Origin of the sequence: Streptomyces candidus (assembly GCF_014207445.1) — a bacterium.
GTDB classification, from domain to species: Bacteria; Actinomycetota; Actinomycetes; order Streptomycetales; family Streptomycetaceae; genus Streptomyces; species Streptomyces candidus.
In genome coordinates, this window is record NZ_JACHEM010000004.1 from 83,774 (window position 1) to 110,386 (window position 26,613).

Here is a 26,613-nt window from a genome sequence, read left to right on the forward strand (position 1 = left end):
CCCGGGGGGTACCTCGTGAGCCCCTTCACAAGGTCTCTCGACCCCTCTGCTACACTCCGCCGCCCACGCGACACAGGTCATGCTCCCGGCGGGGAACCGGAGGACCTCCGGACACGTTGGAAACCCCTTCCCAACTGGCCCGATGGCCCTTCGCGGGCACTGGACCACTTACTCATTTCATACGCCCGACATCCGTCCGGAACCGTCCGTTATGCGCGGCCCCGGGGGCGGTGGAGCACCCGCCGTGCCAAGGGGCGCGAAAAAGGGGCCCATCGGGCCCCTTTTCCTTGTGAAGAACTTCACGAACTTGGTCCGGCGCGGCGTTCCGCCAGGTCCGGCTCAGGCCACGCTCCAGCCGATTCCGTCCAGAATGTCGTGTTCCGAGACCACCACTTCGGCGGCCCCGGCCCGCTCCATCAGCGCCAGCAGGATGAGCGCGCCGGAGACGATGACGTCCACCCGGCCCGGGTGCATGGCGGGCAGGGCCGCCTTCTCGTCGTGGGTGGCCGCGACGAGCCGCTCGGTGACCCGGCGGACCTCGTCGTACGGGATCCGGGAGTGGTGAATGGCCGCGGAGTCGTACTCCGGCAGGCCCAGCGCGAGGGCGGCGACCGTCGTCACCGACCCGGCGAGACCGACCAGCTTGTGCGCCTCGCGGAGCGGGACGGTCTCCTCCGCCAGGTCCAGCGCCGCCTCGATGTCGGCACGGATCGCGGCGACCTGCTCGGGCGTGGCCGGGCTGGACGGCCGGTGGCGTTCGGTGAGGCGTACGCAGCCGATGTCGACGGAGCGGGCGGCACGGACCGCATCGCCCCCGACCACCAGTTCGGTGGAGCCGCCGCCGATGTCGACGACGAGGTACTCCCCCGCCCGGTGCGCGAGTTCCTTGGTGGCCCCGGTGAAGGAGAGCTGCGCCTCCTGGTCACCGGTGACCACCTCGGGCTCGACGCCCAGGATGTCCAGGACGCCGCCGACGAACTCGTCGCGGTTCTCCGCGTCCCGGGAGGCGGAGGTGGCGACGAAGCGCACCTTCTCGGCCCCGTGCGCCTCGATGACCGTCGCGTACTCGCGGCAGGCGGCGAACGTGCGCTCCAGCGCCTCGGGGGCGAGCCGGCCGGTCCTGTCCACGCCCTGGCCGAGCCGGACGATCGCCATCCGCCGGTCCAGGTCGACCAGCTCGCCGGTCGCGGGGTCGGCGTCCGCGACGAGCAGGCGGATGGAGTTCGTACCGCAGTCGACGGCGGCGACCCTGGTCACTGGGCGCTCCCCGGGGACGGGTCGGCGCACGGGGTGACGCAGGGGCCCTTGGCCCACCACTCCGGCAGCAGCGCCAGCGCCTCGTCGCCGAACGGGTTCACCCCGGGTCCCGCGACCAGCGAGTGGCCCACCAGCACGTGCAGGCACTTCACCCGGTCGGGCATCCCGCCCGCACTGGGGAAGCCCACCAGTTCCTCGATCGCGTCGCGCCGCTTCAAGTAGTCCTCGTGCGCCGCCCGGTACTGGTCGGCCAGCGCCTCGTCCGTGGACAGCCGGGCCTGCATCTCCTTCATCAGACCGGAACCCTCCAGGGTGCCGATCGCGCCCGTGGCCCGGGGGCAGGTCATGTAGTACAGCGTCGGGAACGGCGTCCCGTCCTCCAGCCGCGGGGCCGTCTCGACCACGTCCGGGTTGCCGCAGGGGCAGCGGTGCGCGATCGCGCGCAGTCCGCGCGGCGGGCGGCCGAGCTGGAGCTTGAACGCCTCGATGTCCGTCCCGGTGGGCTCGGAGCGCGGCGTGGTCGGGGGCGGTGTGTCCATGCGTGCCTTCTGTCGTGACTGATGCTCTGTAGGTGGGGTCTACGGTTCCCTGCGGTCGGCCTCGTCGACGCCGCGCCAGACGTGGGAGTACCAGGGCTGGTCGGCGCTCTTGCCGCCGTCGGGGTGCGGCGAGGAGCCGGACGCCTCCGGGTCGTACATGGTGAAGCCGGTCTCGCCCGGCTTCACGTAGTGCAGGTGCTCGCGCGAGAGGCGCACGATGTGCGCGTCGTCCTGGAGGCGCGCCTTGGCGTCGCGGAGCTGCTCCACCCGGCGCTCGGCCTCGTTCTTCGCGCGCTCCTGGCCGGCGATCTCGGTGCGCTGCGACACGTACTGCCGTATCGGGTACGCGAGAGCGACCACCAGCGTGCACACCACCAGGACCAGCAGCGCCGCCCGCCCGGTGAGGCGGGAGCGGCGGGCCTGGCGGCGGGTCTGGGAACGGTAGACGCGGGCCGCGGTCTGCTCGCCGAGCAGCCGCAGCCTGGTCGTGGTGGAGAACCGGTCGCGGTTGCCCTTCGAGCCCTTCGCGGCCATGTGCCTGTCCCGCCTCCCCGTTACGCGCGTACGTCCCCGGACACGGTACGGGACCGTGGCCGGGGACGTAGGGACGACTGGCGTGCCAGCCGGGGCTACCGGAGCCCGGATCAGCCCTTGAAGCGGGGGAACGCCGAGCGGCCGGCGTACACCGCGGCGTCGTCGAGGATCTCCTCGATGCGCAGCAGCTGGTTGTACTTGGCGACGCGGTCCGAGCGGGCCGGGGCGCCGGTCTTGATCTGGCCGCAGTTCACGGCGACGGCGAGGTCGGCGATGGTGACGTCCTCGGTCTCGCCGGAGCGGTGGCTCATCATGCACTTGAAGCCGTTGCGCTGGGCCAGCTCGACGGCGTCCAGCGTCTCGGTGAGCGAGCCGATCTGGTTGACCTTGACGAGCAGGGCGTTGGCGGAGCCCTCCTCGATGCCGCGGGCCAGGCGCTCGGGGTTGGTGACGAAGAGGTCGTCGCCGACGATCTGGACCTTGGCGCCCAGCTTGTCGGTGATCACCTTCCAGCCGTCCCAGTCGTCCTCGTACAGCGGGTCCTCGATGGAGACCAGCGGGTACGCGGAGACGAGCTCCTCGTAGTACTCGGTCATCTCGGCGGCCGAGCGGGACGCGCCCTCGAACTCGTACTTGCCGTCCTTGTAGAACTCGGAGGCGGCGACGTCGAGCGCGAGCGCGATCTGCTCGCCCGGGATGTAACCGGCCTGCGTGATGGCCTCGATGATGAGGTCGAGCGCGGCGCGGTTGGACTCCAGGTTCGGGGCGAAGCCGCCCTCGTCGCCGAGACCGGTGGACAGGCCCTTGGTCTTCAGCACCTTCTTGAGGGTGTGGTAGACCTCGGCGCCCCAGCGCAGCGCCTCGGAGAAGGACTCGGCGCCGATCGGCGCGATCATGAACTCCTGGATGTCGACGTTGGAGTCGGCGTGCGACCCACCGTTGAGGATGTTCATCATCGGCACGGGCAGCAGGTGCGCGTTCGGGCCGCCGAGGTAGCGGAACAGCGGCAGGTCGCTGGCCTCGGAGGCGGCGTGCGCGACGGCGAGGGAGACGCCGAGGATGGCGTTGGCGCCCAGCGAGCCCTTGTTCTCGGTGGCGTCGAGGTCGAACATCGCCTGGTCGATCAGGCGCTGCTCGGTCGCGTCGTAGCCGACGAGCTCCGGGCCGATCTGCTCGATGACGGCCAGCACGGCCTTCTCGACGCCCTTGCCGAGGTAGCGGTTGGGGTCCCCGTCACGAAGCTCCACGGCTTCGAAGGCACCGGTGGAGGCGCCGGACGGAACAGCAGCACGGCCGGTGCTGCCGTCGTCGAGGCCGACCTCGACCTCGACCGTGGGATTGCCTCGGGAGTCCAGGATTTCCCGGGCTACGACGACGTCGATGGACGGCACGAGCATCTCCTTCATGGGGTGTGACGCTGGGGAAGCTGAGTGCAGGGTCGCTTTCGGCCTTGCGACAAGAGCCTAACCGGACCTGGGGCATCGTTCGGCCGCACGACCATCCGATGGGACGAAAAACTGCCCGAATGCCTGTAATAGGGGACGAAGACCGCACCGGTCGTCGCCGTCGGCGGCCCGTAGCCGGTGCACTCCGCACCGTGCGCCCCGCGTACGGACGGGGCGGGGGTACGGAAAAACCCCGGCCGGGCGCGAACGGGGGGACGTCGCGTCCGGCCGGGGTCCGGCGTGCGGGGGCGGCGGGGGTGGGCCGCCGCCCCGCACGGGGGTCAGCGCAGGTGGAGCTGCTGACCCGGGAAGATGAGGTCGGCGTCGGTGACGACGTCCTCATTCAGGTCGAGGAGGTGCTGCCAGCCGCCCTTGACGTGGTGCGCCTGGGCGATCTTGCCGAGCGTGTCGCCGGCCTTCACCTCGTACTCGCCGTCACCCTTCTTGACCGGGGCGGCGGACTTGGGGGCAGCCTGCTTGGCGGCCTTCGGGGCAGCCTTGGGAGCCACCCGCTCGACAGCCTTCGGGGCCTTGCGGGCCTCGCTGCGGGAAGCGGCCGGGGCCTCCTGGCGCTTCTGCGCCTTGGGGGCGGAGTTCTGCGAGCCGGAGCCCGAACCGGTGCTGACGCCCGGGTCGACACCGTCGTTGGTCAGACCGCCGGCACCGGCGCAGGCCCAGGCACCCGGACCCTGCATGTCGAGCAGGCGCTCGGCAGTGGCGATCTGCTGGCCCTTGGAGGCCTGGTCGGCGCGCGGGGCGTACTTGGTACCGCCCGCGGCGGCCCAGGAGGACTGCGAGAACTGCAGGCCGCCGTAGTAACCGTTGCCCGTGTTGATGGACCAGTTGCCGCCGGACTCGCACTGGGCGACCTTGTCCCAGGTGTCGACGGAGGCGGCGGAGGCCGTGGAGGCCCCCATCAGCGGGGCCGCGACCGCGACACCGGCGACACCGGCGAGGGTGACGACACGGGTGGCCTTGGACGGGCGGCGGTGCTTGCCCTTGCTGAAAAGCGACATGGATATCTCCTCACCGACGCCTTCGAGGTGAGCTGTCGGGTTCGGGCTGTGAGTGCGCCCGGCCTCCGGTCCGGTCCGCCGCTGCGTGCTGCAACTGCGTTCCGTTTCGGCGACTTCACCCCAAGCCGTTCCCGTCACGTCTCTCAACGTCCGGGCCCGGCACTTACCTTGGGTCCCCCGCTCCTGCCTACGGCGCTTACGCGACGACTGCTCCCGGGACCCGCCGGCAGGATTCGGCGTGACGGGCTCCGGTGCTCACCGGTGGCGAGCGATGTCGACCGTAAACACAGGAGTCCCCGATGTTCAAAGGCGAACATCGGGGACATCTCACCCCTACTTGCCCTTCCGACGCGGTTGTTTACGCAGGTCAGAGGGGACGCGCCGGGAGCTCACGGGCGGGACACACCAGTTGGAGCGAAGAGACTCATGTCTCACTTGCACAGAACCGGACATAAGGCACTGAACTACCCGTATTTTGTGTCCGTTTCGCGGTCTTTCAGTGACCGGCAGCCGGTTGGCCCGTGCCCGTCGCGTCTCCCAGAACGAGGTTCTGGCCAGGGCGGATGAGGTCCGGGTCGGCACCGACGGCCGAGCGGTTCGCCTCGTAGAGGGCGGGCCAGCCGCCGGGCACCTTCGCCTCGTCCGCGATGTGCGAGAGATTGTCGCCGGCGCGGACCGTGTACGGCTTGTCCGGCTCGGGCGCCCCGCCGGACCGCTCGGCCTTCCCGCCGCCGCGGGAGGCGTGCCGGCTGGACTCGCGGCCGTCGGTCACGGACGGGTCGGCGGCGGACGGGTCGGTGCCCGGCGGGACGGACGGGTCGAGGCTCGCGCCCGCCGTCGAGTCCATGCCCGGTTCGACCGAACTGCCCGATTCGGGGGAGGTGTTCTCGGGGGCGGGCTCACCGCGGTGCTTGCCCCGGCTCGCGCCCTGCCCGGGGTCCTGGCTCCGGTCGGCGGTGGCCGAGGGGTCCGCGGAGCCGGCCGTGGCGCCGTTCCCCGCACCCGGGGTGCCCTGCCCGGTGCCGGCGCTCGGACCGGTGCTGGGGGTGACGCTGGTGCCCGGCGTGGGCTCGGTGGGGGTGACGGCGCCCGCGGAGGCCGCCGGGGTCCCGCGCTCCGGGCTCTGCGTGCCGCCCTCGGGCGCGTCGCGCTTCACGGAGCCCGCGGGAGCCTTGGGCGGCGCACTGGCGTCCGTACCGGGGTCGGCGGCGTCCACACCGCCGGAAGCGCCCGAAGCGGAACCGGAGCCGGAGCCCCCGTCGGCGGCCAGCCCGGATATGACGGCGCAGCTGGGCCACGCCTGCCGGCCCTCCGCCGCGAACACCTTCTCGGCGACCTTGATCTGCTGTGAGCGGCTGGCGAGGTCGGCACGCGGGGCGTAGTCGAGGCCCCCGTACCGCTGCCACTTCTCCTGCGAGAACTGGAGCCCGCCGTAGTGCCCGTTGCCCAGGTCGGCACTCCACATGCCGCCGCTCTCGCACTCGGCGACCCGGTCCCAGGTGTTCGCGTCGGCCGCCGAGGCGCTCGTCGCACCCAGAAGCGGAATCGCGATGGCGGACCCGGTCACCCCTGCCGCGACGAACAGAGCGGGGGCCTGACGCGGGCGGCGGTGTTTACCGTTCCCGGAACGCATGCGGTTGCCTTTCAGCTGACGGTGACTCGGCTTCCGTCCGTAACTGCCGAGTCGCCCGTGAACGTAGCCGTACTCGAACACCCGTCACAAGTCGATGCAGTGGAGATCACGCGAAGGTCACATTGCTGAGGTCCCGTCACTTCCCCTTCACGTACGGGCGTCCCCGAACTCGACGGGGAGCGTGCGCAGTCCGCGCATGATGAGACCGCCGCGCCACCGCAAATCAGCAGGATCTTCCGCGAGCCGCAGGTCAGGAAGGCGGGTCAGGAGGGCGGCGAGCGCGGTCCTGGCTTCGAGCCGTGCGAGCGGCGCACCGAGGCAGTAGTGGATGCCGTGGCCGTAGCCCAGGTGCTGGTTGTCCCGCCGGCCGAGATCGAGACTGTCCGCATCCTGGAACCTCTCGGGGTCCCGGTCGGCCGCCGCGAGCACGACGAGCACCGGGTCGCCCGCGGCGATGTCCTGCCCGCCCAGGGTGAGTGCCTCGGTGGCGTACCGCCAGGTGGCGAGCTCCACCGGGCCGTCGTAGCGCAGGAGTTCCTCCACGCCGGTGGCGAGAAGGCCGTCCGGGTCGCCGTCGGCGAGGGCCTGCTGGAGGCGGGCGCGCTGGCCGGGGTTGCGCAGCAGGGCGTACACGCCGTTGCCGATGAGGTTGACGGTGGTCTCGAAACCCGCGAAGAGAAGGATGAAGGCCATGGCGGCGGCCTCGTTCTCGGTGAGGTGCTCGCCGTGGTCGCCGGCCCGGATCAGGTTCGAGATCAGGTCGTCGCCGAGGTCCTCGCGCTTGCGGTGGATCAGCTCGGCGAGATACGCCCGCATCTTCTTGACGGAGCGTGCGACGCCGCCGCGCGGCCCGCCGCCGTGGCGGATCATCATGCCCGCCCAGTCCCGGAAGTCGTCCTGGTCCTCGCGCGGCACGCCGAGCAGGTCGCAGATCGCGTAGATGGGGAGCGGGAAGGCGAACTCGTGGATGAGGTCGGCGGAGCCCTTCGCCTCGAAGGCGTCGATGAGCCGGTCCGTCAACTCCCGCACACGGGGCTCGAACTCGGCCACCGTACGGGGGGTGAACGCCTTGGCGACGAGCCGGCGCAGCCGGGTGTGGTCCGGCGGGTCGATGTTCAGCAGGTGCGTCATCAGGTCGGCGCTGCGCTCGCCGGGGATGCCGGTCCTGCCCTTGGCGTGCGCGGATCCGGCGTGGTTCGCCGGGTTCTTGCTCAGACGCTGGTCGGCGAGGGCCTGACGGGCGTCCGCGTACCGGGTGACCAGCCAGGCCTCGACGCCGCTGGGCAGTTCGGTGCGTTGCACGGGTGCGTGCTCACGCAGCCACGCGTAAGCGGGGTAGGGATCGGTGGCGAACTCCCAGGTGAAGAGCGGGGGCTGCGGGCCGCGGGGGGCGTCGGACCCGGCGGCGGCCTCGTGTGCGGCGTCGGTCACTGCTGGGCGTCCGTCCGGGGCGGGCGGGCTTCGGTCCGGTGCGGTGGGGCGTCCGTCCGGGGCTGGTGCGGGGCCGGGGTCTGTGCTTGTGGCCGGGTCTGCGGCGCCGTTCGTGGGGCTGCCCGCGCCCCCTCGGCCACCAGGATCGCGTCGCGGTACGCGCGGGCGGCGGCGCGCAGGGCGGTTTCCGGGTCCGTGCCTTCGGCTTCGGCGCGGGCGGCGAGGGCGAGGAGTTCGTAGCCGACGCGGTTTCCGGCGCCACCGGCTTCACTGCTGGTGGCCGCGGCGTCGGCACGCGCGCCGGTGGTCGCGCCGGCGCCACTGCCGCTGACTTCGCTGCCGCCGTCGCCGTCGGCCGGGGGTACGACGTCCAGGCCCGCGCTGCGTACCCGGGAGGCCAGTTTGGCGGCGAGGGCCAGAGCGGGCTGCGCGAGCGGGATGCCCTCCGTGACCGAGGCGCGCTGCTTCTCGACGGCCTTGGTGCGCAGCCAGGTGGCCTTGACCTCCTCGGGCGTCTCGGCGGTCTCGTCGCCGAAGACGTGCGGGTGGCGGTGGATGAGCTTGTCGATGAGCGTGGCGGCCACGTCGTCGATCGAGAAGGGCGCGTCCGCCCCGTCCTCGTCCTCGTCCTCCCCGGGCGCTTCCTGCGCGATGCGGGCGTGGAAGACGACCTGGAGGAGTACGTCGCCGAGTTCCTCGCGCAGTTCCGTGCGGTCACCGGTCTCGATGGCCTCGACGAGTTCGTACGCCTCCTCGATGCCGTACTTGGCGAGGCCCTCGTGCGTCTGCCGGGAGGACCACGGGCACTCGCGGCGGATCCGGTCCATGACGTGGACCAGGTCGAGGAGGCGGGCCCCGGGCAGGTCGTACGAACCGGGCAGGAGCTCCAGGTCGGGCATCTGGACCCTGTTCGACCCGGCGAGGCGGGCGAGACCGTCGGTGAGGCGCTGGTCTCCCTCGCCCGAGGGGAGGACCACGGCGGTGCGCCCGCCCGCGCAGAACGCCACCAGTTCGTCGGCCGCCGGGACGTGCTGCTCGACGGCGACGCCCGCCTCCGCCAGGTACGGCAGCTGCGGGTGCCCCGGGTCGGCGCACAGCACCCGGTCCGCGGCGCGCAGCGTCTGCCAGGCGGGCCAGGACAGCAGGCCGGGGGCGACCCGGTGGCTGGCGGTGAGCAGGACGATGCGGCCGGGGGCGGACGCCGCGTCGGGTGCGTCCGGTGCGTCGTCAGGTGCGTCAGGTGTTTCTGTGGTCACCCTTCGACGTTACCCGTGGGGCACGACGGGCCGGCCGCCCGGTCGCGCCGCACAACCCGCCCGGTCGCGCGGCCGGGTCGGGGTCCGCTCGCGTGACCGTACGGCGGGGGTGGCCGGTCCCGGGTTGGGGCGCCGGTTCCGGGTTACGGGGCCGGTTCCGGGGCGGGCTGGGCGCCCGCGTCCTGTGCGGCCTGTGCCTCGCTGTCCTTGGTCTTCTGGTTGATCCACGGGGCGCGGTGTTCGACGAGGCCGATCTTCGCGTCGTCCCAGTCGCCGTACCGCGGGTTGACGTCGATCTTCAGGGACTTCGACGCCTCGGCGAGGATTTGGGTGACCTTCTGCTGGCCCGCCGGGTCGGCGAGGTTGGCGCCGTTCGCGACGGCGATCTTGTTGAGCAGGATCTCCTGGCGGACGGCCTGCTCGATCTGGTCCGGCGCGATGCCGCGCTGGAGCAGCATCGCCTCCAGCTTGTCCGCTCCCTGCGCCTGCCCGACGGCGGCGTCGCGCGCCTGCTGGATCTCCTTGCGGGAGGCGGTGACCCCGGCGTCCGCGGCGGCGCGCTCGACGACCCGGCCGAAGATCATGCTGTGCAGCTTGGCACGGCCCATCTGTCCGGTGCCGCTGATGGCCTGGTCGCCCTGCGGCGACTTCGCCTGTGCGTTCCGTACGTCCCTGACCTGTCCCTGGAGCGAGGACACCTCGATGCGGTCGCCGTCCACGAGGGCCGCCGCGCCGGGGTGCGCCTCGCCGCCGCAGGCCGTGAGGAGGGGGGCTGCGGCGAGCAGTCCGGCGGAGAGGAGGAGCGAGGTGCGGGTGCGCGTACGGCGGTGCAAAGGGTGCCTCCCGGGTGGCGGTGATCGTGCGGCGTTGCACAACAGCCTTGCGGTTGTTGATGTTAGGCAGCCGGAGTGGTCCGGGCCACTGGTTCGACCAACGAGTCGTTCATGAGTTGGGATGCGGCGGGGCCCGGGTACGGCCGGGTGTGGGGCTCGCCGTCGGTCTCGCTCACCAGGAAGTGCGGGCGGCGCTTGGTCTCGTAGTAGATCCGGCCGACGTATTCGCCGATGACGCCGAGCATCACCATCTGCACCCCGGAGAACGCGGTGACGGCGACGAGCAGGGTGACGTAACCGGGGGTGTCCACGCCGTTGACCAGTGCGTCCCCGACGATCCACGCGGTGTACAGGCCGGCGACGGTGAGCAGGGCGAGTCCGAGGTAAAGGGCGGCACGCAGCGGCTTGTCGTTGAAGGAAAGGACACCGTCGAGGCCGTAGTTGAGGAGTTTTCCGAAGGTGTATTTCGAGCGGCCCTGTGCACGGACCTCGTTTTCGTAGGAGAAGGTCGCGGTGGGAAATCCTATCCAGGCGAAGAGGCCTTTGGAGAAACGGTTGTACTCGGTGAGCCGGAGGACGGCGTCCACCGCGCGGCGGGAGAGCAACCGGAAATCACCCACACCGTCGACGAACTCCACGTCGACGAGGCGGTTGACCAGCCGGTAGTAGGCGCGGGCGGTGAGGGCACGGGTGAAGCGGTCTCCGGTGCGGTTGCGGCGGGCGACGACCTGGTCGTGGCCCTGGGCGTGCAGGGAGATCATGCGGCCGATGAGTTCGGGCGGGTGCTGGAGGTCCGCGTCCATGATCACCACGGCGTCTCCCGTGGCGTGCCGCAGGCCCGCCAGCATGGCCGCCTCCTTTCCGAAGTTCCGGCTGAAGGAGACGTAACGGACGCGGGCGTCGGTGGCGGCCAGCTCACGGATGTGCGTGAGGGTGTCGTCCCGGCTGCCGTCGTCGACGTAGACGAATTCGAATGCGGTGGTGGGGGCGAGGGGGCCGATTTCCCGTGTGACGCGGTCGTGGAATCGCCGGACGGTGTCCGCCTCGTGGAAACAGGGCACGACGAGGGAGATGAGCATGTGCCATGGCAGCGCGCGGAGATGACGTTCTCTCACGGGGGAGGTGACGGGCGGCGGGCGATTCGGTTAACGGAATCGCGGGACGGTGGTGGAGCGCCATCCGCCTGTTTAGGTTCGGTTCCATGCTCATTCGGCTTCCCGGAAAACGCCCCGTCGCGGCTTCTGCCCTGCTCGCCGCCCTCGTGGCGGGTTTCACCCACTGTCTGGGGTCGGCGCTGGCCGGAAGCCGGCCGTTCGGCTCGATGAACCGGAACGTGAACGACCTGGGAACGCAGTTCGTCCCCTTCCACACGTATCTCTGGGACCTGCTGCACGGCCGTGCAGACGGCGGCTGGCTGATCAACTGGCAGGCCGGATACGGCTCCAGTTTCCTGCCGGACCTGGGCACCTACCTGTCGAGCCCGTTCGCCCTGCTGGTCGCGTTCTTCCCGCGGGATCGAATAGACCTCGCGGTGTACGTGGTGTCGGTGGCCCGGATAGCGGTGGCGGCGGCGGTGATGGCCTGGCTGCTGATGACGATGCGCCCGAAGGGGCGCTGGTGGCTCGCCGGGACACTGGGTTCCGCGTACGCGCTGTGCGGCTGGGCGGTGACCGAGGCGTCGTACAACCCGATGTGGCTGGACGGGCTGATCGCGTTCCCGCTGCTGTGCGTGGTGGGCGAGTGGGTGCATGCGGGGCGCGGGCTGCGGGTGTGGTTCGTGGGCGGGGTGCTGCTGGTGGCGCTCGTGTGGACGGCGAACTTCTACACGGCGTACATGGCGACCCTCGGGGCGGGGCTGGTGCTGGGGGCGCGGCTGCTGATGGAGGGGGGCCCGCGTCCGCTGCGTACGGCGGCACGGGCGTGCGCGGTGGTGGCGCTGGGAATCGGGCTGTCCGCGCCGGTGCTGCTCACGGTGTTCGCGGGGACCCGGCACGCGTATCCCGGGATGGGCCTGACGTTCCGGCCGGCCGGGTGGGGCGAGGTGCTGGCACGGCTGATCCCGGGGACGTACGCCTTCAGCTCCCCCGCCATGTACGTGAGCTCGGCGGTCCTGGTCCTGGCCCTCGCGCTGCCCTTCCACCGGGGGGTGGCGGTGCGGATACGGGCGGGGTGGTGCGTGCTCGTGGTGGCGGTGCTGGTGTCGATGCAGTGGGGGCCCACCCATCTGGCGTGGCACGCGTTCGCGGAGCCCAACGGGAGCCCGTACCGGCAGACGTTCGTCCTGTCCGGGGTGCTGGTGATGGCCGCGTGGGCGGCGGTGTGCGGCGGCGCGCCGGGGCGGCGGGCGCTGACGGGCGCTGCGGGCTCCGTGGTGCTGCTGGGGCTGGCCGGACTGGGGAGTTCGGATACCGGAAGGGGGGCGTGGCTGGGCTGGGGGGCCGGGCTGGTGGCGGTGGTGGGTGCCCTGGTGCTGCTGAGGAGGGCGGCGCCGGTGGGGCCCGCGGCACGGCGCCGGTACCTGGCGGCGGCGGCCGTCCTGCTGGTCGGGTGCACGGTCGGGCAGTCGGCCCTGACCACGGCGTGGGCGGCGCAGCGCCGGGTGGCGACGCAGGACGACCACGCGCCGTACGGGGAGCGCCAGGCGGTGCAGCGCGCGGTGATCGCGGACGTCGGCGGCTGGCCGCGGTGGCGTACCGACCCGGGGCGGACGCAGACCGTGCACAACGACGCGCTGGTGGTCGGCGGTCAGGGCGTCTCGTACTACAGCAGCATGACCTCCGACGTGCTGACCCGGACCCTGACCGCGCTCGGCGACGGCTGGAACGGCAGCGGACGCGCGCCGCACAGTCTGGACAACCCGGTGACCGACGCGGTGTTCGGGGTCGGCGCCCGGCTGCGGTCGACGTACCGGCAGGGGCGGGACACGGAGTTCGAGGTGGTGCGGAGGCAGGCGGGACCGCTGGTGGGGATACGGCCGGCCGGCGGCCCGGCCGCGTACGGACACTCCGCCTTCGCCAACCAGGAACTGCTGCTGGGGGCGCAGGTCTACGAGCGGCTCGCGGGGACCTCGGGGGCGTGCACGCCGGGGACGCCGGTGTACGTGTGGGCGCCCGGTCTGAAGGGCACGGCGCGGCTGGCCGGCGGTCCCGCGGTCCGCTTCGAGGCCAAGAAGGGGCGGGTGCGCGCGCCGATGCAGGGCGTGGGGGCGGCCCCGGCGGACGGCAGGGTGCGCGTCGAGCTCCGGGGCACGGGGGCGCGGGGCGCGGAGGTGGCGTGCTTGCGGGAGGACCGGCTCGCCACGGCGGTACGGGAGCTGAGGGCGACGGCGGCGGACACCGTGGAGGTGGGGGACGGGACGGTACGGGCGCGGTGGGCGAGCGGCCGGGCGGCCGACGGGACCGCGGTCCTGGCGATTCCGCGGATCGCGGGGTGGCGGTGCGCGGTGGACGGCGGCGGGCTGCGGCCGGCCGACGCGTACCTGGGGCTGGTGGCGGTGCCGGTGGGGGCGGGAACCCGGGAGGTCCGGTGCGCGTTCCGGCCGCCGGGGCTGCGGGCGGGGGTGGTGGTGGGCGCCGGGGCGTTGGCAGCCGTGGCGACGGTCGCGGTGGTGGGCGCTCTGCGGCGCAGACGCGAGGACGCGGGTCCGCACGGGGAGGCGCCCTCGACGGGGGACGGCCCGGCCGCGCTTTCGCGGCCCTCGACGGGCACCGGGCGGGAAGCCACGGACACCGGGCGGGCCGAAGCGGTCCGGCCCGCCCGGTGAAGAGGCGCGAGGCGGCTGTCAGCCCACCCGGGCGACGGCCCGTACGCCGCTTTCCGTCCCCGGTGCCGCGTCGGTGACCACCGTGCCGGTGCGCCCCGTGTCGCGCCCGCCACGGCGCCCCCGGGTGCGGGACCGCACCGCGACGCCCGCCAGCACCGCCAGTCCCGCTGCGCTGCCCAGCAGTCCGGGCGTCAGGCCCGCCTGGGTGTACGTGCAGGTGAAGCGGGACGCCCGTTCCCCGAGCGGGACGGCGATCAGGCCCTGGAAGGCGGCCGCGGGGCGCGGCGCTCCGCCGTCCACGGCGCACTGCCAGCCCTTCACGGCGGGCGCCGCCACCACCGCGGTGCCTCCGGTGCGCTCGCGCAGCGTGGCGCGGATCTCATGTCCGGACATGGTGAGCTGGGCCGGGGCGGAGACCCGCAGGGCGGAGATCGCGCTGTTCAGCCTGCCGCTGTCCAGGCAGCCCACCGGGCGTTCCGGGATCCACTGCCCCTTCCTGGTCGGGACGAAGGACACCGTGAGGCGGCCGTTGCCCGGCACCTGTGCCAGTTCGCGCACCGGAGCCGCCGTCATCGTGCTGCCCCGGCCGAACCACGCCCGGTCGGGACCGCCCGAGACGCCCACCCGCCCCGCGAACCACGGTGCGTGCGCGTACGCCGTACTGCCGGGAGAGCACCGCACCTCGAAGACGCTGCGGTGGCCCTTGCGGACCGGCCAGCCCTCGGGGCCCGGCCGTTCCCCGTTCGCCGCCCGCAGTCCGGGCACCTGGTACACGGGAGCGCCGATCGCACTGTTCAGCCGGTCGAAGGCGGTGTCGGCGGTGTCCGCGGTGTCCGCGCCCACCGGGGCCCCTGAGGTGTCCGTGCGCACGCCCTGCGGTCGTACCGTCACCACCGGCGCCGCTTCCGCCCGGCGGATCTCGGCGTTGCGGGTGCCCACCGGATTCGCGGCGACGTAGGTCGTGGAACCCATCAGCGCCAGGCCGACGGGCTCTTCGAAGCTCTTGGTGTGACGGCCCTCGATGTACCAGCCCGCGCCCAGCCGCTGAAGGGTGCGCGCCGTCTCCACGGGCAGGTGACTGCTGTAGTACGCGCCGCCCTGACCGCCGAGCAGCATCGGGTCGTTGTTGGCGTACTCGTGCGGCCCCGGGTCGCTGCGCTGCCAGGGGAGGCCGTCCCCCGCGCGCAGCGCCTCGCGCGTCCTGAGCGTCTCGGCGTCGTAGGTGCGCTTGGGGTGGTACCAGGGGATGCGGTCCTTGATGGCGGTCACCGAGAAGACGGTGTACGCGCAGGACAGCAGCACCGCGCAGCCGAGCCCGGCGGCGACCAGCGCGCGTGCCGTGCGCGCGCCGGGAAGTCCCGGCCGCCCGTACCGGTGCAGCAGCCACAGTCCCGCCCACATCACCGGGATGCCGCCGAGGGACAGCACCAGGGTGGAGGTGCCCACCGTCTTCTGTCCGGCGGTGAACAGCACCGCGGCGGCCAGCACGGCCGCCCCGCGCAGGAGTTCGCGCGGTTCGGGTACGCGGGAGAGCGCCAGCCACGCCACCATCGTGAGGATGCCGCTGAGGACGAACGTCGCCCGGTACGGGCTGCCGTTGGGCAGTGCGAACGCGTGCCACAGCAGTACGCCCGGTTCGAGCACGAAGGACACCGCGACCAGCAGGACGAGCCCCCACCACAGCACCCGCTCACGCACCGGCGCCGACTTCTGGAAGAGGTACGTGGCGACCAGGACCAGCCCCAGGAGCCCGAAGCAGATGCCGGGGGCCACCATCGAGGTGCGGCCGCCGGGGAAGATCTGGGCGAGGTAGAGCACCGGGTCCGGTGGGCCCTTGTACGGGCGGGCCGTGACCGGCTGCGACGCCTTGCTGGAGAGGTACGAGACGGTGAGCGCGGGCGCGACCAGCAGCAGTGACGTCGCGGCCATGCCGGCCGCCCGCAGCAGTACGCGCGTGCGCGCGCGCCAGGACAGGTCGTCCCGCAGCAGCAGCCGTACGACCAGTACGAGTGCCGCGCCGAGGGTGGCCATGGCCGCGGTGTAGAAGTTCGCCGCCCAGCACAGGGCGACGAGCAGGGTGCCGAGGACCCAGCGGCGCCCGTGCAGGCACCAGTCGGCGGCGATGCCGATGAGCGGCAGCGCGATGGGCCCCCACATCCACATGGGGTCGGCGGCACCGTCGCTGATCACCCAGGCGCACAGGGCGTACCCGACCGCCAGCAGCCCGCGCTGCCAGGCGGGGCCGGGGCGCAGCCTGGCCAGGAAGACCGTCATGGCGGTGGCGGCGAGGCCGAGGCAGAGCAGGGTGACCAGGAAGACGGGCAGCTCGACCATGTCGCGCGGGAACAGTGCGACGAGGAACGAGAGGGGGTTGGTGAGGTAGGTGAAGAAGTCGGGGAGGAACGGGACGCCGTATCCGCTGTTCCAGTTGTAGAGCAGGTCGCCCTGCGCCTCGCCGTGCAGCAGGTCCCGCAGGTGCGCGTGGTACGGCACGAACTGGTTGCCGAGGTCGTTGACGGCCCTCGACTTCGGCCCGAAGGGGTACACACCGTTCAGCGCCAGGCCCAGGCTGTAGGCGGCCATGGCGACGACTCCGGCGAGGGCGGCGACCGGCCGTTCGGCGGAGAGCAGGCGACCGGCGCGCTGCTGCCACGCGCGCGCACGCGCGGGCGTGGCGGGGGTGACGCGGGTGGCACCGGCGGTGGCGGTGCCCGGAGTCGTGCCGGGGCCGTTCGCCGTGCGGCCGTTCTCCGCGGGGCCGTTCTCCGCGGGGCCGTTCTCCGCGGGGCCGTTCTCCGCGGGGCCGTTCTCCGCGGGGCCGTTCTCCGCGGGGCCGTTCCCGGCCGCGGTTGCGTCCTCGCGGGTCAGGATCCGCCGCGACAGTACGAACGTCACGGGGATGGCCGCCGCAGCCGCCACCAGCGGCGCGATCCGCTCGTCCATGTCGCACCACTCGACGAGCACGAAAACGCCCACCGAGGTGACGACGAAGTTCGTCAGGTTGGTGAGCGGGAACAGCAGGAACTTCCGCCAGGTGGGGCGGGTGCGATAGGTGAAGTAGGTGTTCAGGAAGAACGAACCCACCATGCTGAGCAGGAACGCCACCACGTAGGCGGGGTAGTACGGCAGCCACTGGTGCAGGACCAGGTAGAAACCGTAGAACGTGCCCGTGTTGACCGCGCCCACCAGCGCGAACCGGAGCACCTGAAGGATCTGCGAACTCACTGACCGACAGTCCTGTTCCACGTCGCCGACAGCGGTACCCCGGTGCTCGCCACCGCGCCCGCTTCGGTCGCTCCGGACCGCGTGCGTATCGGTGAAGCGGAGTCAGCGCCCGACGCGTTCGTTTCCTTCACCAGGAAGTGCGGGCGGCGCTTCGTCTCGTAATAGATCCGGCCGATGTATTCGCCCACCAGTCCCAGCATCACCATCTGTGCGCCGCCCATTCCGACGATCGCCGCCAGCAGGGTCGCGTATCCGGGGGTGCGCACGCCGAACGCGAGGGTGCTGACGACGGTCCACGCCGCGTAGAGAGTGGCCAGGCCCGCCAGTAGGAGACCGAGGTGAATGGCGACCCGCAGCGGCCGGTTGTTGAACGAAATGAGACCGTCGACGCCGTAGTTGACGAGGGCGCCGAAACGCCATTTCGTCTCGCCGGCCTCCCGCGCCACATTGGTGTAGTCGAAGGTGACGGTGTCGAAGCCGATCCAGGAGAACAGCCCCTTGGAGAAGCGGTTCTGCTCGGGCATCGACAGGAGTGCGTTGACGGCCCGTCGTGACAGCAGCCGGAAGTCGCCGACGCCGTCGACGAGCTCGACGTCCACCCAGCGGTTGACCATGCGGTAGTACGCCTTGCCCAGGGCCTTGCGCAGACGCGACTCGCCGCTCCGGTCGCGCCGGGCGATGACCTGGTCGTGGCCGACGGCGTGCAGCTCCAGCATGCGGCCGATGAGCTCCGGCGGGTGCTGGAGGTCCGCGTCCATGATCACCACGGCGTCACCCGTGGCCTCGCGCAGGCCGGCCAGCATGGCGGCCTCCTTGCCGAAGTTCCGGCTGAAGGAGGTGTAGCGCAGCCCGGCGGGGTTCTTCTTCGCGAGCGCGCGCAACAGGTCGAGCGTGCGGTCGGAACTGCCGTCGTCGACGTAACAGATTTCGTAGTCGACGGGCAGGGAATCGAGCAATGCTCTGGTTTTCGCGTCGAAGGACTCGATCACCATTTCTTCGTTGTAACAGGGCACCACCACCGACAGGCGCATGGGTGTCACTTCCGGTCTGTACGGGAGAGGCTGTTGGTCGCCTATCGAGACAGTGATTCCCGGAACTCGGTTGCCTCACTGTGAGGTACATCACATATGACGAAGAAAAGCGGAAGTAGCCACCACTCCTTCGAGAACAAGCTTCGAACGGCCGTCGCCCAGATGTGTTTCCAGCGCCTCCCGGACACCGGGCCAGGCCGCGTCGCCGTAGTCGTCGAGCACGACGATTCCGCCGTCCGCGACGATCTCCTCGGCCCACCGGAGATCGGCGAGAACACCCTCCCTGGAGTGGTCGCCGTCCACCACGATCACCCCGTAGCGCCGGTCGGACACGGACGCACGTATGTGCGAATCCTGTGAGAAACCCTTGTAGATACGGGCCGTTGCGGTCGGCGACCCGGCCGCTTCGAGTGCGGTTCCGGCCAGGGCGAGGTTGGCGCGCACGACGTCCTCGCGCACCGGCGTACCGGTGGGGTCGGCGTGGTCGTGGGTCGCGTCGGGCTGGAGCTGCGAGCCGGCGAAGGGGTCGACGATGGTCAGCCGCGGCTCGATCCCCTCGCGGTGCAGCATGCGGGTCAGGGCGGTCGCGAACAGTCCGTGGAGGGTCCCTATTTCGAGCACTTCGGGGTTCGGCGGAGCCATAAGCGGAATGGTGGCGAGTTTTCCGCAGACGTTGGACGTGCCGCCCGCGAGACGTCCGACGCCCAGCGCTTCGAGCGCGACGACGGTCCGGAAGGCGGAGGTCACCGCCCGCCGCGCGTGCGCGCTGCCGCTGACCTCCGCCACCTGGCCGACCAGTGCGGTGATCTGTCCCGCGGACGGCATGCGGTGGGCACCCCGGCCGGTGCGGTCGAGCAGCATCCCGACGGCGTGGCTCTGCTTCTTCAGCACGTCGAGTTCGGCACGGAGGGCGGCGACCTCGCTCTGGGTCGCGCGGGCCTGGGCGCGCACGCGCTGGTCGACCCGCTGGTCGACGAGGGCCGCGAGCGGGCGCAGGGCACGGCGGGCGAGGGGAAGGGTCCGCAAGGGGCGGGTCAGCAGGGGCATGGGCGGGACGGTATGCGGCCCGCCGTATGAAGGCGTGGCCCCCGGGCGACGCGGGGGCGAACCGGGGATGACGGGCACCTCCGAGCTTTGTCCGGACAACCGGACAACCGGACACCAGGGCAACCGGACAACCGCACGTCGGGACATCGGGACATCATGGCGACATCGGGGCGACGGGGCCGGTTTCCCGCTCAGCCCCGGCCGCCGCCCAGTTGCCGCTGGCGCTCCAGCGCCCGGCGCACCTCGCCCACCAGCGGGTGGTACCCGCCGTACGCACGCTCCGCGTCGTACAGTAGTGCCTGCAGCTGCCGGACCGCTTCCCCGTGGCCGCCCGTCGCCAGCAGCAGTTGGGCGGCGCGCAGGCGCAGCTCGAAGGAGCGCGCGGGGTCGTTGCCCGAGACGTAACTGTTCTCGTAGTAAGGAAGCAGCGCCCGGTACTCGGCGAGTGCCGCCGCCGGTTCGCCGAGCTGTTCCAGGCACTGGGCGGCGTCGTACCGGAACTGGAGGGCCTGAGGGTCCGCCGGGCCGCTCTCGGCGGCGCGTTCGTCGGCGAGGCGGCGCAGCTCGGGCAGGGCACGCCGGTACTGGCCGTCGTCGAGCAGCGTCGCCGCGTACTGCTTGCGCAGGATGCGCACCACCGGGGAACGCTCGCCGTGTTCCGCCGCGGCGGCCGGGAGGATGTTGCCGAGGATGTCGACCGCCTGGGTGATCCGGCCCTCGCCGAGGAGCTGTTTGACCTCGTCGACGGCTCCGGCGACGTCGGGCCGCGACGGTGGCGGCGGCGGAGTCCGCGTCGGCGGCACGGGCGGTACGTGGACGGGCGGGGGCACGGCCGCCGCCCGGTCGGGCCACGGGGCGTGCGGGCGCAGGAAGGGCCGGGTCGGGTCGAGCGGGCCCGCGGGGGCCACGCCGTACGGGGCCGGGTGCGGGCCGCGGGCCGGCAGCAGCGGTGCGAGGCGCTCGTACACCTCCTGGGCGGAGCCGGGCCGGTACTGCGGGTCCTTGGCGAGCAGGTGCAGGACGAGCGCTTCGAGTGCGCCGGGGACCTCGGGCCTGTTCCGGCGCACCGGCAGCGGCGGCTCGTAGAGGTGACGGTGCAGGATGCCCAGCGCGGTGCTCCCGGCGAACGGGACGTCCCCGGTGAGGAGCTCGTGCAGCAGGACGCCCAGCGCGTAGAGGTCGGTGTACGGGCCGACCGCGCCGCCCATCGCCTGCTCCGGCGCCATGTACGCGGGCGTACCGATGGGGGTGCCGGTATGGGTGAGGCGGGTGGTGTCGGTGTCGAGCACGGAGGCGATGCCGAGGTCGAGCACGGTGATGGTGCCGTCCGGTCGCACCATGACGTTGCGGGGCTTGAGGTCGCGGTGCACGATCGGGACGGCGTGCACGGCGGAGAGCACCGCGCACAGCTGGGCGGCGACGGAGACGGCCCACTGCCAGGGGTAGGGGGCCGTCTCGGCGTGGTGGTCGGCGAGGTCGGCGCCCTCGACGTACTGCATGACCAGGTACAGGTCCTCGGTGTCGCTGCCCGCGTCGTGCACGGTGACCAGGCCGGGGTGGTCGACCTGAGCGGTGACGCGGCACTCGCGCACGAAGCGGCGCCGCAGGTCCTCGGCCTCGGCGGCGGCGGCCATCCGGTCGGGGCGCAGCAGTTTGACGGCGACCCGGCGGTCCAGGCGCTGGTCGTAGGCCGTCCAGACCTGGCCCATGCCGCCCTGGCCGATGAGGGTGGAGAGCTCGTAGCGGCCCGCGACGACACGGCCGTTCACCACGCCCGGCCGCCCTCACCGTTCCGGCGGTCCTCGCCGTCGCGGCCGCTCTCGCCGTTGCGGCCGTCCTCGCCGTTGCGGCCGCTTCCACCGTCGCGACCGCTTTCGCCCTTGCGGTTGCGGCTGTCGCGGTATCCGGGCTCCCTGCGCAGCAGCTCGCTCAGCTCGTCGAGCTCGGCGCGCACCTGGTCGATGCGGGGCGCGGACGGCAGCGGCTGCCGGGTAGGCGGTCCGGGCTGCGGTGCGGAGTGCTGCGGGCGGGACTGCGGCGGGGAGGGCTGCGGGTGGGAGTGCGGTTCGGGCTGCTTTGGCGGGGCGGCCGGGTAGCCGTAGGCGGGCCCCGGCGCGCCGTCCGGGACGGTCGGGCGGTCGTACGGGCCGGGCTGCTCGGGGTGCTGCGCCGGCGGGAACGGCCGGTGCTGCGGTACGGCGGAGACAGGCCCCCACGCGTGGGGCTGCGGCCGCGGCGTCCGGTAGTGGGTGATGTCCGCGATCAGGAAGTACGTCGCCACCCCGACGGAAAGGACGGCGAGAGCCAGCACACCCACCGTGTCGACGGTGTTGAATTCCGCCGGCGCCGCAGAATCGTCCGAGGGCGGCGCCCCGTACAGCCCGACGATGGCGAGCAGGGTGTAGCCGAGGACCAGCACGGTCGAGAAGACCACCCAGTCGGCGGCGCGCTTGCGCAGGATCGCGATCCGCAGCGGCGCCGCCCACGTCAGCAGCCCGCAGCTGCACAGGGCGCACACGGTGAACAGCACCCGCAGCGCGACCAGCACGGCGGGGCTGGGCTGACTGCGCGGCGGCGCGTGGCCGGAGCCGGGCATGGCTGCTCCTGAGGCGAGGGCACGAAGAACGCGGCGTGCTGGAGGTGGACGTACGACGAGCGTATACAGCGACTCCCGCGTGGGCCTCAGGGTTGTACGGACCCGGCCGACTCCTTGCCCCTCGTGGCCCGGCTCACCTGCCGGTCTTCGCCTCCGTCGGGTTCCCGCCGGTGGGCAGCCGCTGCTCGGGGCAGCCGCCCAGCACCTCCTTCATGGCGGTCTTCTCGGCGGCCGTCACCCACACCCCGTACTTCTTCTTCACCGCCACCTGCGAGGCCACGTACGCGCACCGGTACGACTTGTTCGCGGGCAGCCAGGTGGCGGTGTCCGCGTCGCCCTTCTGCCGGTTGGCGGAGGCCTCCGCGGCCAGCAGGTTCAGCGGGTCGTTGGCGAAGGCGAGGCGTTTGCCGGGCTTCCACTGCTGGGCGCCCTTCTGCCAGGCGTCGGACAGCGCCACCAGGTGATCGATGTCGACCTTGCTGCGTCCACGCGCGTACTCGACGCGTCCGCCGGTGTACGGGTCGGGTTCCAGCACCCCGGAGGACACCTTGCACTGCCCCTTGCTGAACTTCACGTTCTTGAGGTCCCGCTTGAGTATGTCGTCGCGGGTCCCGCAGCCGTTGTCGTCGGTGTCGGCCCAGGCGCGGCCGAACGCGCTCCGCTCGTAACCCGTCTTGGGGGCGCGCCCCTTGACGGTCAGTTCGTCCACGGCGGCCAGGGCGGAGCCGCCCTTGCCGACCGGACCGCCCTGTCCGCCGGCCGTGCCACTGCCACCGCCCGCGCCGCATGCCGCCGTCCCGAGCACCAGCACGGCCCCAAGTCCCGCCGCGCACGCGGACCTCCGCGTGTGTCCTGCCGTACGAGTTGTCAAGGGAAGCCGTCCCGCCATGTGTTGAGTACTGGATGAAGAACCGGATTTCCCACCGTAGGAACGGCTTCCCCGAACGGGCGATCGCGACCCGCGACATACCGCCGAAATGTGGCCCGCCGCACACCAGGAAGACAGCCGGGCCCGATCCTTCGCCGGCCCTCGGCATCCGGCGCGCGCATTCCGCCCCTCCGGCGTACGGTCTGAAATGTCCCGATCTCTTCTGCGGAAGGAGCCCGCCCGTGGGGATCTGCCACAGGTTCAGGAACCGGTTCGAGGACTGGTTCGAGGACCGGGTTCGGCAGGACGCGCCAGGCACTCCCGCACAGGGGAGCCGGGCCTCCTGAACCCCCGCCCGCGAGGCCGATCGTTCCGGCCTCGCGGGCGGTGAGTTGTGCGGGCGGCTGCCGCAGGCGCGCCCCGGGTAGCCGGAGACGGCCCGGGGCGGCGGGAGACGGCCCGGGGTCGCCAGGGACGGCCCGGGGTCACGGGAGTCGACCCATGGCCCCCGGAGTCAGTTCAAAATCGTCGTCAGGAACTCGCCCGTCCACGACAGCAGTTCGCGGCCCACCACCGGCTTTCCGCCGATCTGGCCCGGACTCGGGCGCGGCACCAGGATCTGGTGGGCCGTGCCCTTGATGACCGTGCGCGGGTAGAGCCTCTTGAGGCGCAGCTCCTGGGACTCGCGGAGCTCGACCGGGGCGAAACGGATGTTCGGCCCCTGGAGGACGATCTCGCCGACCCCGCAGGCGCGGGCCAGCATGCGCAGACCGGCGACCAGCAGGAGGTTCTCGACGGGCTCGGGGAGCTTGCCGTAACGGTCGGTGAGTTCCTCCCGTACGGCCGCGATGTCGGCCTCCGTGTTGGCGGAGGCGATGGCGCGGTACGCCTGGAGGCGCAGGCGCTCGCCGGGGGCGTAGTCGTGCGGGACGTGGGCGTCCACCGGAAGTTCGATCTTGACTTCGAGGGGTGCCTCGGGCTGCTCCTCGCCGCCTTCGACGGCCGCCCGGTAGTCGGCGACGGCCTCGCCGACCATGCGGATGTACAGGTCGAAGCCGACGCCGGCGATGTGCCCGGACTGCTCCCCGCCCAGCAGGTTGCCCGCACCGCGGATTTCGAGGTCCTTCATCGCCACGTACATGCCCGCGCCCATCTCGGTGTGCTGGGCGATGGTGGCCAGGCGCTCGTGGGCGGTCTCCGTGAGGGGCTTCTCCGGCGGGTAGAGGAAGTAGGCGTAACCGCGGTCGCGGCCGCGGCCGACACGGCCGCGCAGCTGGTGCAGCTGGGAGAGGCCGAAGTTGTCGCCGCGCTCGACGATGAGGGTGTTGGCGTTGGAGATGTCGATGCCGGACTCGACGATCGTCGTCGACACGAGGACGTCGAACTTCTTCTCCCAGAAGTCGACGACCACCTGTTCCAGGGCGGTCTCCGACATCTGTCCGTGCGCGGTCGCGATGCGCGCCTCGGGGACGATCTCGCGGAGCTTGGCCGCCGCCCGGTCGATGGACTCGACTCGGTTGTGGATGTAGAAGACCTGGCCCTCGCGCAGCAGCTCACGGCGGATGGCCGCGCCGATCTGCCTCTCCTCGTACGGGCCGACGAAGGTGAGCACCGGGTGGCGCTCCTCCGGCGGGGTGGTGATGGTCGACATCTCACGGATGCCGGTGACCGCCATTTCGAGCGTGCGGGGGATGGGTGTCGCCGACATTGTCAGTACGTCGACATTGGCCCGGAGCTTCTTCAGCTGCTCCTTGTGCTCGACGCCGAAGCGCTGCTCCTCGTCGACGATGACCAGGCCGAGGTCCTTGAACCTGGTCTCCTGCGAGAACAGCCGGTGGGTGCCGATGACCAGGTCGACGGAGCCGTCCTTCAGTCCCTCCAGGGTCGCCTTCGACTCGGACTCGGTCTGGAAGCGCGACAGCGCCCGTACGTTGACCGGGAACTGGGCGTAGCGCTCGGTGAAGGTTCCGAAGTGCTGCTGCACGAGGAGCGTGGTGGGGACCAGGACGGCGACCTGCTTGCCGTCCTGGACCGCCTTGAAGGCGGCCCGCACCGCGATCTCCGTCTTGCCGTAACCGACGTCGCCGCACACCAGCCGGTCCATCGGGACGGACTTCTCCATGTCCTCCTTCACCTCGGCGATGGTGGACAGCTGGTCGGGCGTCTCCACGTACGGGAAGGCGTCCTCCAGCTCGCGCTGCCAGGGGGTGTCGGGGCCGAAGGTGTGGCCGGGGGCCGCCATGCGCGCCGAGTACAGCTTGATGAGGTCGGCGGCGATCTCCTTGACGGCCTTCTTGGCGCGCGCCTTCGTCTTCGTCCAGTCCGCGCCGCCGAGCCGGTGCAGCGTCGGGGCCTCGCCGCCGACGTACTTCGTCACCTGCTCCAGCTGGTCGGTGGGGATGTAGAGGCGGTCACCCGGCTGGCCGCGCTTGGCGGGCGCGTACTCGACGAGGAGGTATTCACGGGTCGCGCCCTGCACGGTGCGCTGCACCATCTCGATGTAGCGGCCCACACCGTGCTGCTCGTGCACGATGAAGTCGCCGACCTGGAGGGTGAGCGGGTCGACGGACTTGCGGCGGCGGGCCGGCATCCGGCCCAGTTCCTTGCTGGCCGTGCGCTGGCCGGTCAGGTCGGTCTCGGTGAGGACGGCGAGCTGGAGCGCCGGGTCGACGAAGCCGTGGTCGAGCACGCCGCAGGCGACGTGGACGACGTTCGGCGACAGGGCGGCGAGGTCGGCGTCCAGGCGCGCCGCGATGCCTTCGCCGGAGAGGACCTCGACGGTACGGGCGGCCGGACCGTGGCCCTCGGTGATGAACACGACGCGCCAGCCGTCGGCCAGCCAGCCCTTGCTGTCGGCCAGGGCCTTGGCGGTGTCGCCCCGGTACAGCTCCGGCGCGTGCATGCCGAGCTGGAGGGTGTCCGCCTCGCGCGTGGCGTCGTCGGCGGCGAACGGGGACACCGACCACCACATCATGCCGAGGTCGCGAGCGTGGTCACGGACGTCGGCGATACCCCACAGGGACGCCGCGCCGACGTCGATGGGGGCCACGCCCCCGCCGGCGCTCGCCGCCCACGACGCCTGGAGGAACTCCTGGCTGGTGGCGACGAGGTCGGCGGCCCGGGTGCGCACCCGCTCGGGGTCGCAGACCACCGTCATGGACCCCTCGGGCAGGACGTCGAGCAGCAGTTCCATGTCGTCGACGAGCACCGGGGCGAGGGATTCCATGCCCTCCACCGCGATCCCCTCGGCGATCTTGTGCAGCAGTTCCCCCAGCTCGGGGTGGGCCTCGGCGAGCGCGGCGGCCTTCTGCCGCACCTCGTCGGTGAGCAGCAGCTCACGGCAGGGCGGCGCCCACACGCCGTGCTCGGCGACCTCCAGGGACCGCTGGTCGGCGACCTTGAAGTAGCGGATCTCCTCGACGTCGTCGCCCCAGAACTCCACCCGCAGCGGGTGCTCCTCGGTGGGCGGGAAGACGTCCAGGATGCCGCCGCGCACGGCGAACTCGCCGCGCTTCTCGACCAGCTCGACCCTGGCGTACGCAGCCGCCGCGAGCGCGTCCGTCAGCTCGCCCAGATCGGCGCTCTGCCCCGACCTGATCGACACCGGAACCAGGTCGCCGAGCCCCTTGACCTGCGGTTGGAGCACCGACCGAACGGGAGCCACGACCACGCTCACCGGGCCCGCCGACGGGTCGTCGTCGCGTGGGTGCGCGAGACGCCGCAGTACGGCCAGACGACGGCCGACGGTGTCGGAGCGCGGCGAGAGCCGCTCGTGCGGCAGCGTCTCCCAGGCCGGGAACTCCGCCACGGAGTCCTCCGGCAGGAGGGTGCGCAGGGTCGCGGCCAGTTCCTCCGCCTCCCGGCCGGTCGCGGTGACGGCCAGCACCGGGCGGCCCGCGTCGCGGGCGAGGGCGGCGAGGGCGAAGGGGCGGGCGGCGGAGGGGCCGACGAGGTCGACGTGCATGCGGTTGCCGTCGACCGCGGCCTTCACCGCTTCGGCGAGCGCCGAATCTCGTACCACTGCATCCAGCAGGCCGTGCAGACTCATGAAGGGCATCCATCCGAACGCTGAGAACTCTGGGGTCCGGCCGCGCGGGGACACCTGCCGGTGCGGCGGGTGGGCAACGCGAGCCGCCCGA

At 72.1% G+C, this 26,613-nt stretch carries 18 protein-coding genes, 2 pseudogenes and 1 riboswitch; of the genes and pseudogenes, 2 read left to right on the forward strand and 18 right to left on the reverse strand.

Annotation, left to right across the window (positions count from 1 at the left end):
* Window positions 1-339: 339 nt before the first annotated feature.
* The 10 genes from HNQ79_RS09145 to HNQ79_RS09190 form a co-directional block, all read right to left on the reverse strand.
* Window positions 340-1,257 (reverse strand): Ppx/GppA phosphatase family protein, encoded by a 918-nt coding sequence (locus HNQ79_RS09145; protein WP_185028935.1) that lies wholly within the window; start codon window positions 1,255-1,257, stop codon window positions 340-342.
* Entirely contained in the window at window positions 1,254-1,796 is a 543-nt protein-coding gene (locus HNQ79_RS09150) for a DUF501 domain-containing protein (protein WP_185028937.1), read from the reverse strand. The genes HNQ79_RS09145 and HNQ79_RS09150 overlap by 4 nt, the downstream gene beginning before the upstream one ends.
* 39 nt (window positions 1,797-1,835) lie before the next feature.
* The gene (locus HNQ79_RS09155; RefSeq protein ID WP_185028939.1) at window positions 1,836-2,330 is read right to left on the reverse strand and encodes an FtsB family cell division protein; all 495 of its coding nucleotides are present in this window, start codon (window positions 2,328-2,330) and stop codon (window positions 1,836-1,838) included.
* A gap of 110 nt (window positions 2,331-2,440) precedes the next feature.
* Window positions 2,441-3,727, reverse strand: a complete 1,287-nt coding sequence (gene eno / locus HNQ79_RS09160; RefSeq protein ID WP_185029543.1) for a phosphopyruvate hydratase — start codon at window positions 3,725-3,727, stop codon at window positions 2,441-2,443.
* Window positions 3,728-4,056: 329 nt separating this feature from the next.
* Complete coding sequence (locus HNQ79_RS09165) at window positions 4,057-4,791, reverse strand: LysM peptidoglycan-binding domain-containing protein (RefSeq protein ID WP_185028941.1); 735 nt, start codon at window positions 4,789-4,791, stop codon at window positions 4,057-4,059.
* 2 nt (window positions 4,792-4,793) lie between these two features.
* A riboswitch (cyclic di-AMP (ydaO/yuaA leader) is annotated at window positions 4,794-4,996 on the reverse strand.
* Between the two features lie 291 nt (window positions 4,997-5,287).
* The gene (locus tag HNQ79_RS09170; RefSeq protein ID WP_185028943.1) at window positions 5,288-6,424 is read right to left on the reverse strand and encodes a LysM peptidoglycan-binding domain-containing protein; all 1,137 of its coding nucleotides are present in this window, start codon (window positions 6,422-6,424) and stop codon (window positions 5,288-5,290) included.
* A gap of 147 nt (window positions 6,425-6,571) precedes the next feature.
* Window positions 6,572-7,855, reverse strand: coding sequence for a cytochrome P450 family protein (locus HNQ79_RS09175; RefSeq protein ID WP_185028945.1), 1,284 nt, complete (start codon window positions 7,853-7,855; stop codon window positions 6,572-6,574).
* Window positions 7,852-9,111 (reverse strand): nucleoside triphosphate pyrophosphohydrolase, encoded by a 1,260-nt coding sequence (locus HNQ79_RS09180; RefSeq protein WP_373312569.1) that lies wholly within the window; start codon window positions 9,109-9,111, stop codon window positions 7,852-7,854. The genes HNQ79_RS09175 and HNQ79_RS09180 overlap by 4 nt, the downstream gene beginning before the upstream one ends.
* A gap of 143 nt (window positions 9,112-9,254) precedes the next feature.
* Window positions 9,255-9,944: a SurA N-terminal domain-containing protein gene (locus HNQ79_RS09185; RefSeq protein ID WP_185028947.1), complete on the reverse strand. Its 690-nt coding sequence runs from the start codon at window positions 9,942-9,944 to the stop codon at window positions 9,255-9,257.
* Between the two features lie 62 nt (window positions 9,945-10,006).
* On the reverse strand, window positions 10,007-11,023 hold the full coding sequence (locus HNQ79_RS09190) for a glycosyltransferase family 2 protein (RefSeq protein ID WP_185028949.1): 1,017 nt from the start codon (window positions 11,021-11,023) through the stop codon (window positions 10,007-10,009).
* 122 nt (window positions 11,024-11,145) lie between these two features.
* Between HNQ79_RS09190 and HNQ79_RS34450 the strand changes: the two genes are divergently transcribed.
* The gene (locus HNQ79_RS34450; protein WP_185028952.1) at window positions 11,146-13,707 is read left to right on the forward strand and encodes a YfhO family protein; all 2,562 of its coding nucleotides are present in this window, start codon (window positions 11,146-11,148) and stop codon (window positions 13,705-13,707) included.
* A gap of 18 nt (window positions 13,708-13,725) precedes the next feature.
* Here the strand turns inward: HNQ79_RS34450 and HNQ79_RS34455 are convergent, their stop codons facing one another.
* Window positions 13,726-16,290 (reverse strand): YfhO family protein, encoded by a 2,565-nt coding sequence (locus HNQ79_RS34455; RefSeq protein WP_268253568.1) that lies wholly within the window; start codon window positions 16,288-16,290, stop codon window positions 13,726-13,728.
* On the opposite strand from HNQ79_RS34455, the pseudogene HNQ79_RS34460 reads away from it, so the two are divergent.
* A pseudogene (locus HNQ79_RS34460) lies at window positions 16,189-16,500 on the forward strand (hypothetical protein); the annotation flags it as partial. The gene HNQ79_RS34455 and the pseudogene HNQ79_RS34460 overlap by 102 nt on opposite strands.
* Window positions 16,501-16,560: 60 nt before the next feature.
* Here the strand turns inward: HNQ79_RS34460 and HNQ79_RS09210 are convergent.
* The 7 genes and pseudogenes from HNQ79_RS09210 to mfd form a co-directional block, all read right to left on the reverse strand.
* A pseudogene (locus HNQ79_RS09210) lies at window positions 16,561-16,911 on the reverse strand (GtrA family protein); the annotation flags it as partial.
* A gap of 17 nt (window positions 16,912-16,928) precedes the next feature.
* Window positions 16,929-17,963: a glycosyltransferase family 2 protein gene (locus HNQ79_RS09215; protein WP_185029545.1), complete on the reverse strand. Its 1,035-nt coding sequence runs from the start codon at window positions 17,961-17,963 to the stop codon at window positions 16,929-16,931.
* A 90-nt stretch (window positions 17,964-18,053) separates the two neighbouring features.
* Complete coding sequence (locus HNQ79_RS09220; protein ID WP_185028954.1) at window positions 18,054-19,010, reverse strand: class I SAM-dependent methyltransferase; 957 nt, start codon at window positions 19,008-19,010, stop codon at window positions 18,054-18,056.
* Window positions 19,011-19,201: 191 nt separating this feature from the next.
* On the reverse strand, window positions 19,202-20,779 hold the full coding sequence (locus HNQ79_RS09225) for a serine/threonine-protein kinase (protein WP_185029547.1): 1,578 nt from the start codon (window positions 20,777-20,779) through the stop codon (window positions 19,202-19,204).
* Window positions 20,776-21,606, reverse strand: coding sequence for a hypothetical protein (locus HNQ79_RS09230; protein ID WP_185028955.1), 831 nt, complete (start codon window positions 21,604-21,606; stop codon window positions 20,776-20,778). The genes HNQ79_RS09225 and HNQ79_RS09230 overlap by 4 nt, the downstream gene beginning before the upstream one ends.
* A 133-nt stretch (window positions 21,607-21,739) precedes the next feature.
* Window positions 21,740-22,495 (reverse strand): HNH endonuclease family protein, encoded by a 756-nt coding sequence (locus HNQ79_RS09235; protein WP_185028957.1) that lies wholly within the window; start codon window positions 22,493-22,495, stop codon window positions 21,740-21,742.
* Between the two features lie 493 nt (window positions 22,496-22,988).
* A complete protein-coding gene (gene mfd / locus HNQ79_RS09240) occupies window positions 22,989-26,522 on the reverse strand; it encodes a transcription-repair coupling factor (protein ID WP_185028959.1) in 3,534 nt (1,177 codons plus the stop codon).
* Between the last annotated feature and the right edge of the window lie 91 nt (window positions 26,523-26,613).

Coding starts and splice junctions, on each gene's coding strand:
- HNQ79_RS09150 (WP_185028937.1), bottom strand. CDS start 1,796: ATGGACACACCGCCCCCGACCACGCCGCGCTCCGAGCCCACCGGGACG.
- HNQ79_RS09155 (WP_185028939.1), bottom strand. CDS start 2,330: ATGGCCGCGAAGGGCTCGAAGGGCAACCGCGACCGGTTCTCCACCACG.
- eno (WP_185029543.1), bottom strand. CDS start 3,727: ATGCTCGTGCCGTCCATCGACGTCGTCGTAGCCCGGGAAATCCTGGAC.
- HNQ79_RS09165 (WP_185028941.1), bottom strand. CDS start 4,791: ATGTCGCTTTTCAGCAAGGGCAAGCACCGCCGCCCGTCCAAGGCCACC.
- HNQ79_RS09170 (WP_185028943.1), bottom strand. CDS start 6,424: ATGCGTTCCGGGAACGGTAAACACCGCCGCCCGCGTCAGGCCCCCGCT.
- HNQ79_RS09190 (WP_185028949.1), bottom strand. CDS start 11,023: ATGCTCATCTCCCTCGTCGTGCCCTGTTTCCACGAGGCGGACACCGTC.
- HNQ79_RS34450 (WP_185028952.1), top strand. CDS start 11,146: ATGCTCATTCGGCTTCCCGGAAAACGCCCCGTCGCGGCTTCTGCCCTG.
- HNQ79_RS34455 (WP_268253568.1), bottom strand. CDS start 16,290: ATGGCCGCCTACAGCCTGGGCCTGGCGCTGAACGGTGTGTACCCCTTC.
- HNQ79_RS09215 (WP_185029545.1), bottom strand. CDS start 17,963: ATGCGCCTGTCGGTGGTGGTGCCCTGTTACAACGAAGAAATGGTGATC.
- HNQ79_RS09220 (WP_185028954.1), bottom strand. CDS start 19,010: ATGCCCCTGCTGACCCGCCCCTTGCGGACCCTTCCCCTCGCCCGCCGT.
- HNQ79_RS09230 (WP_185028955.1), bottom strand. CDS start 21,606: ATGCCCGGCTCCGGCCACGCGCCGCCGCGCAGTCAGCCCAGCCCCGCC.
- HNQ79_RS09235 (WP_185028957.1), bottom strand. CDS start 22,495: ATGGCGGGACGGCTTCCCTTGACAACTCGTACGGCAGGACACACGCGG.
- mfd (WP_185028959.1), bottom strand. CDS start 26,522: ATGAGTCTGCACGGCCTGCTGGATGCAGTGGTACGAGATTCGGCGCTC.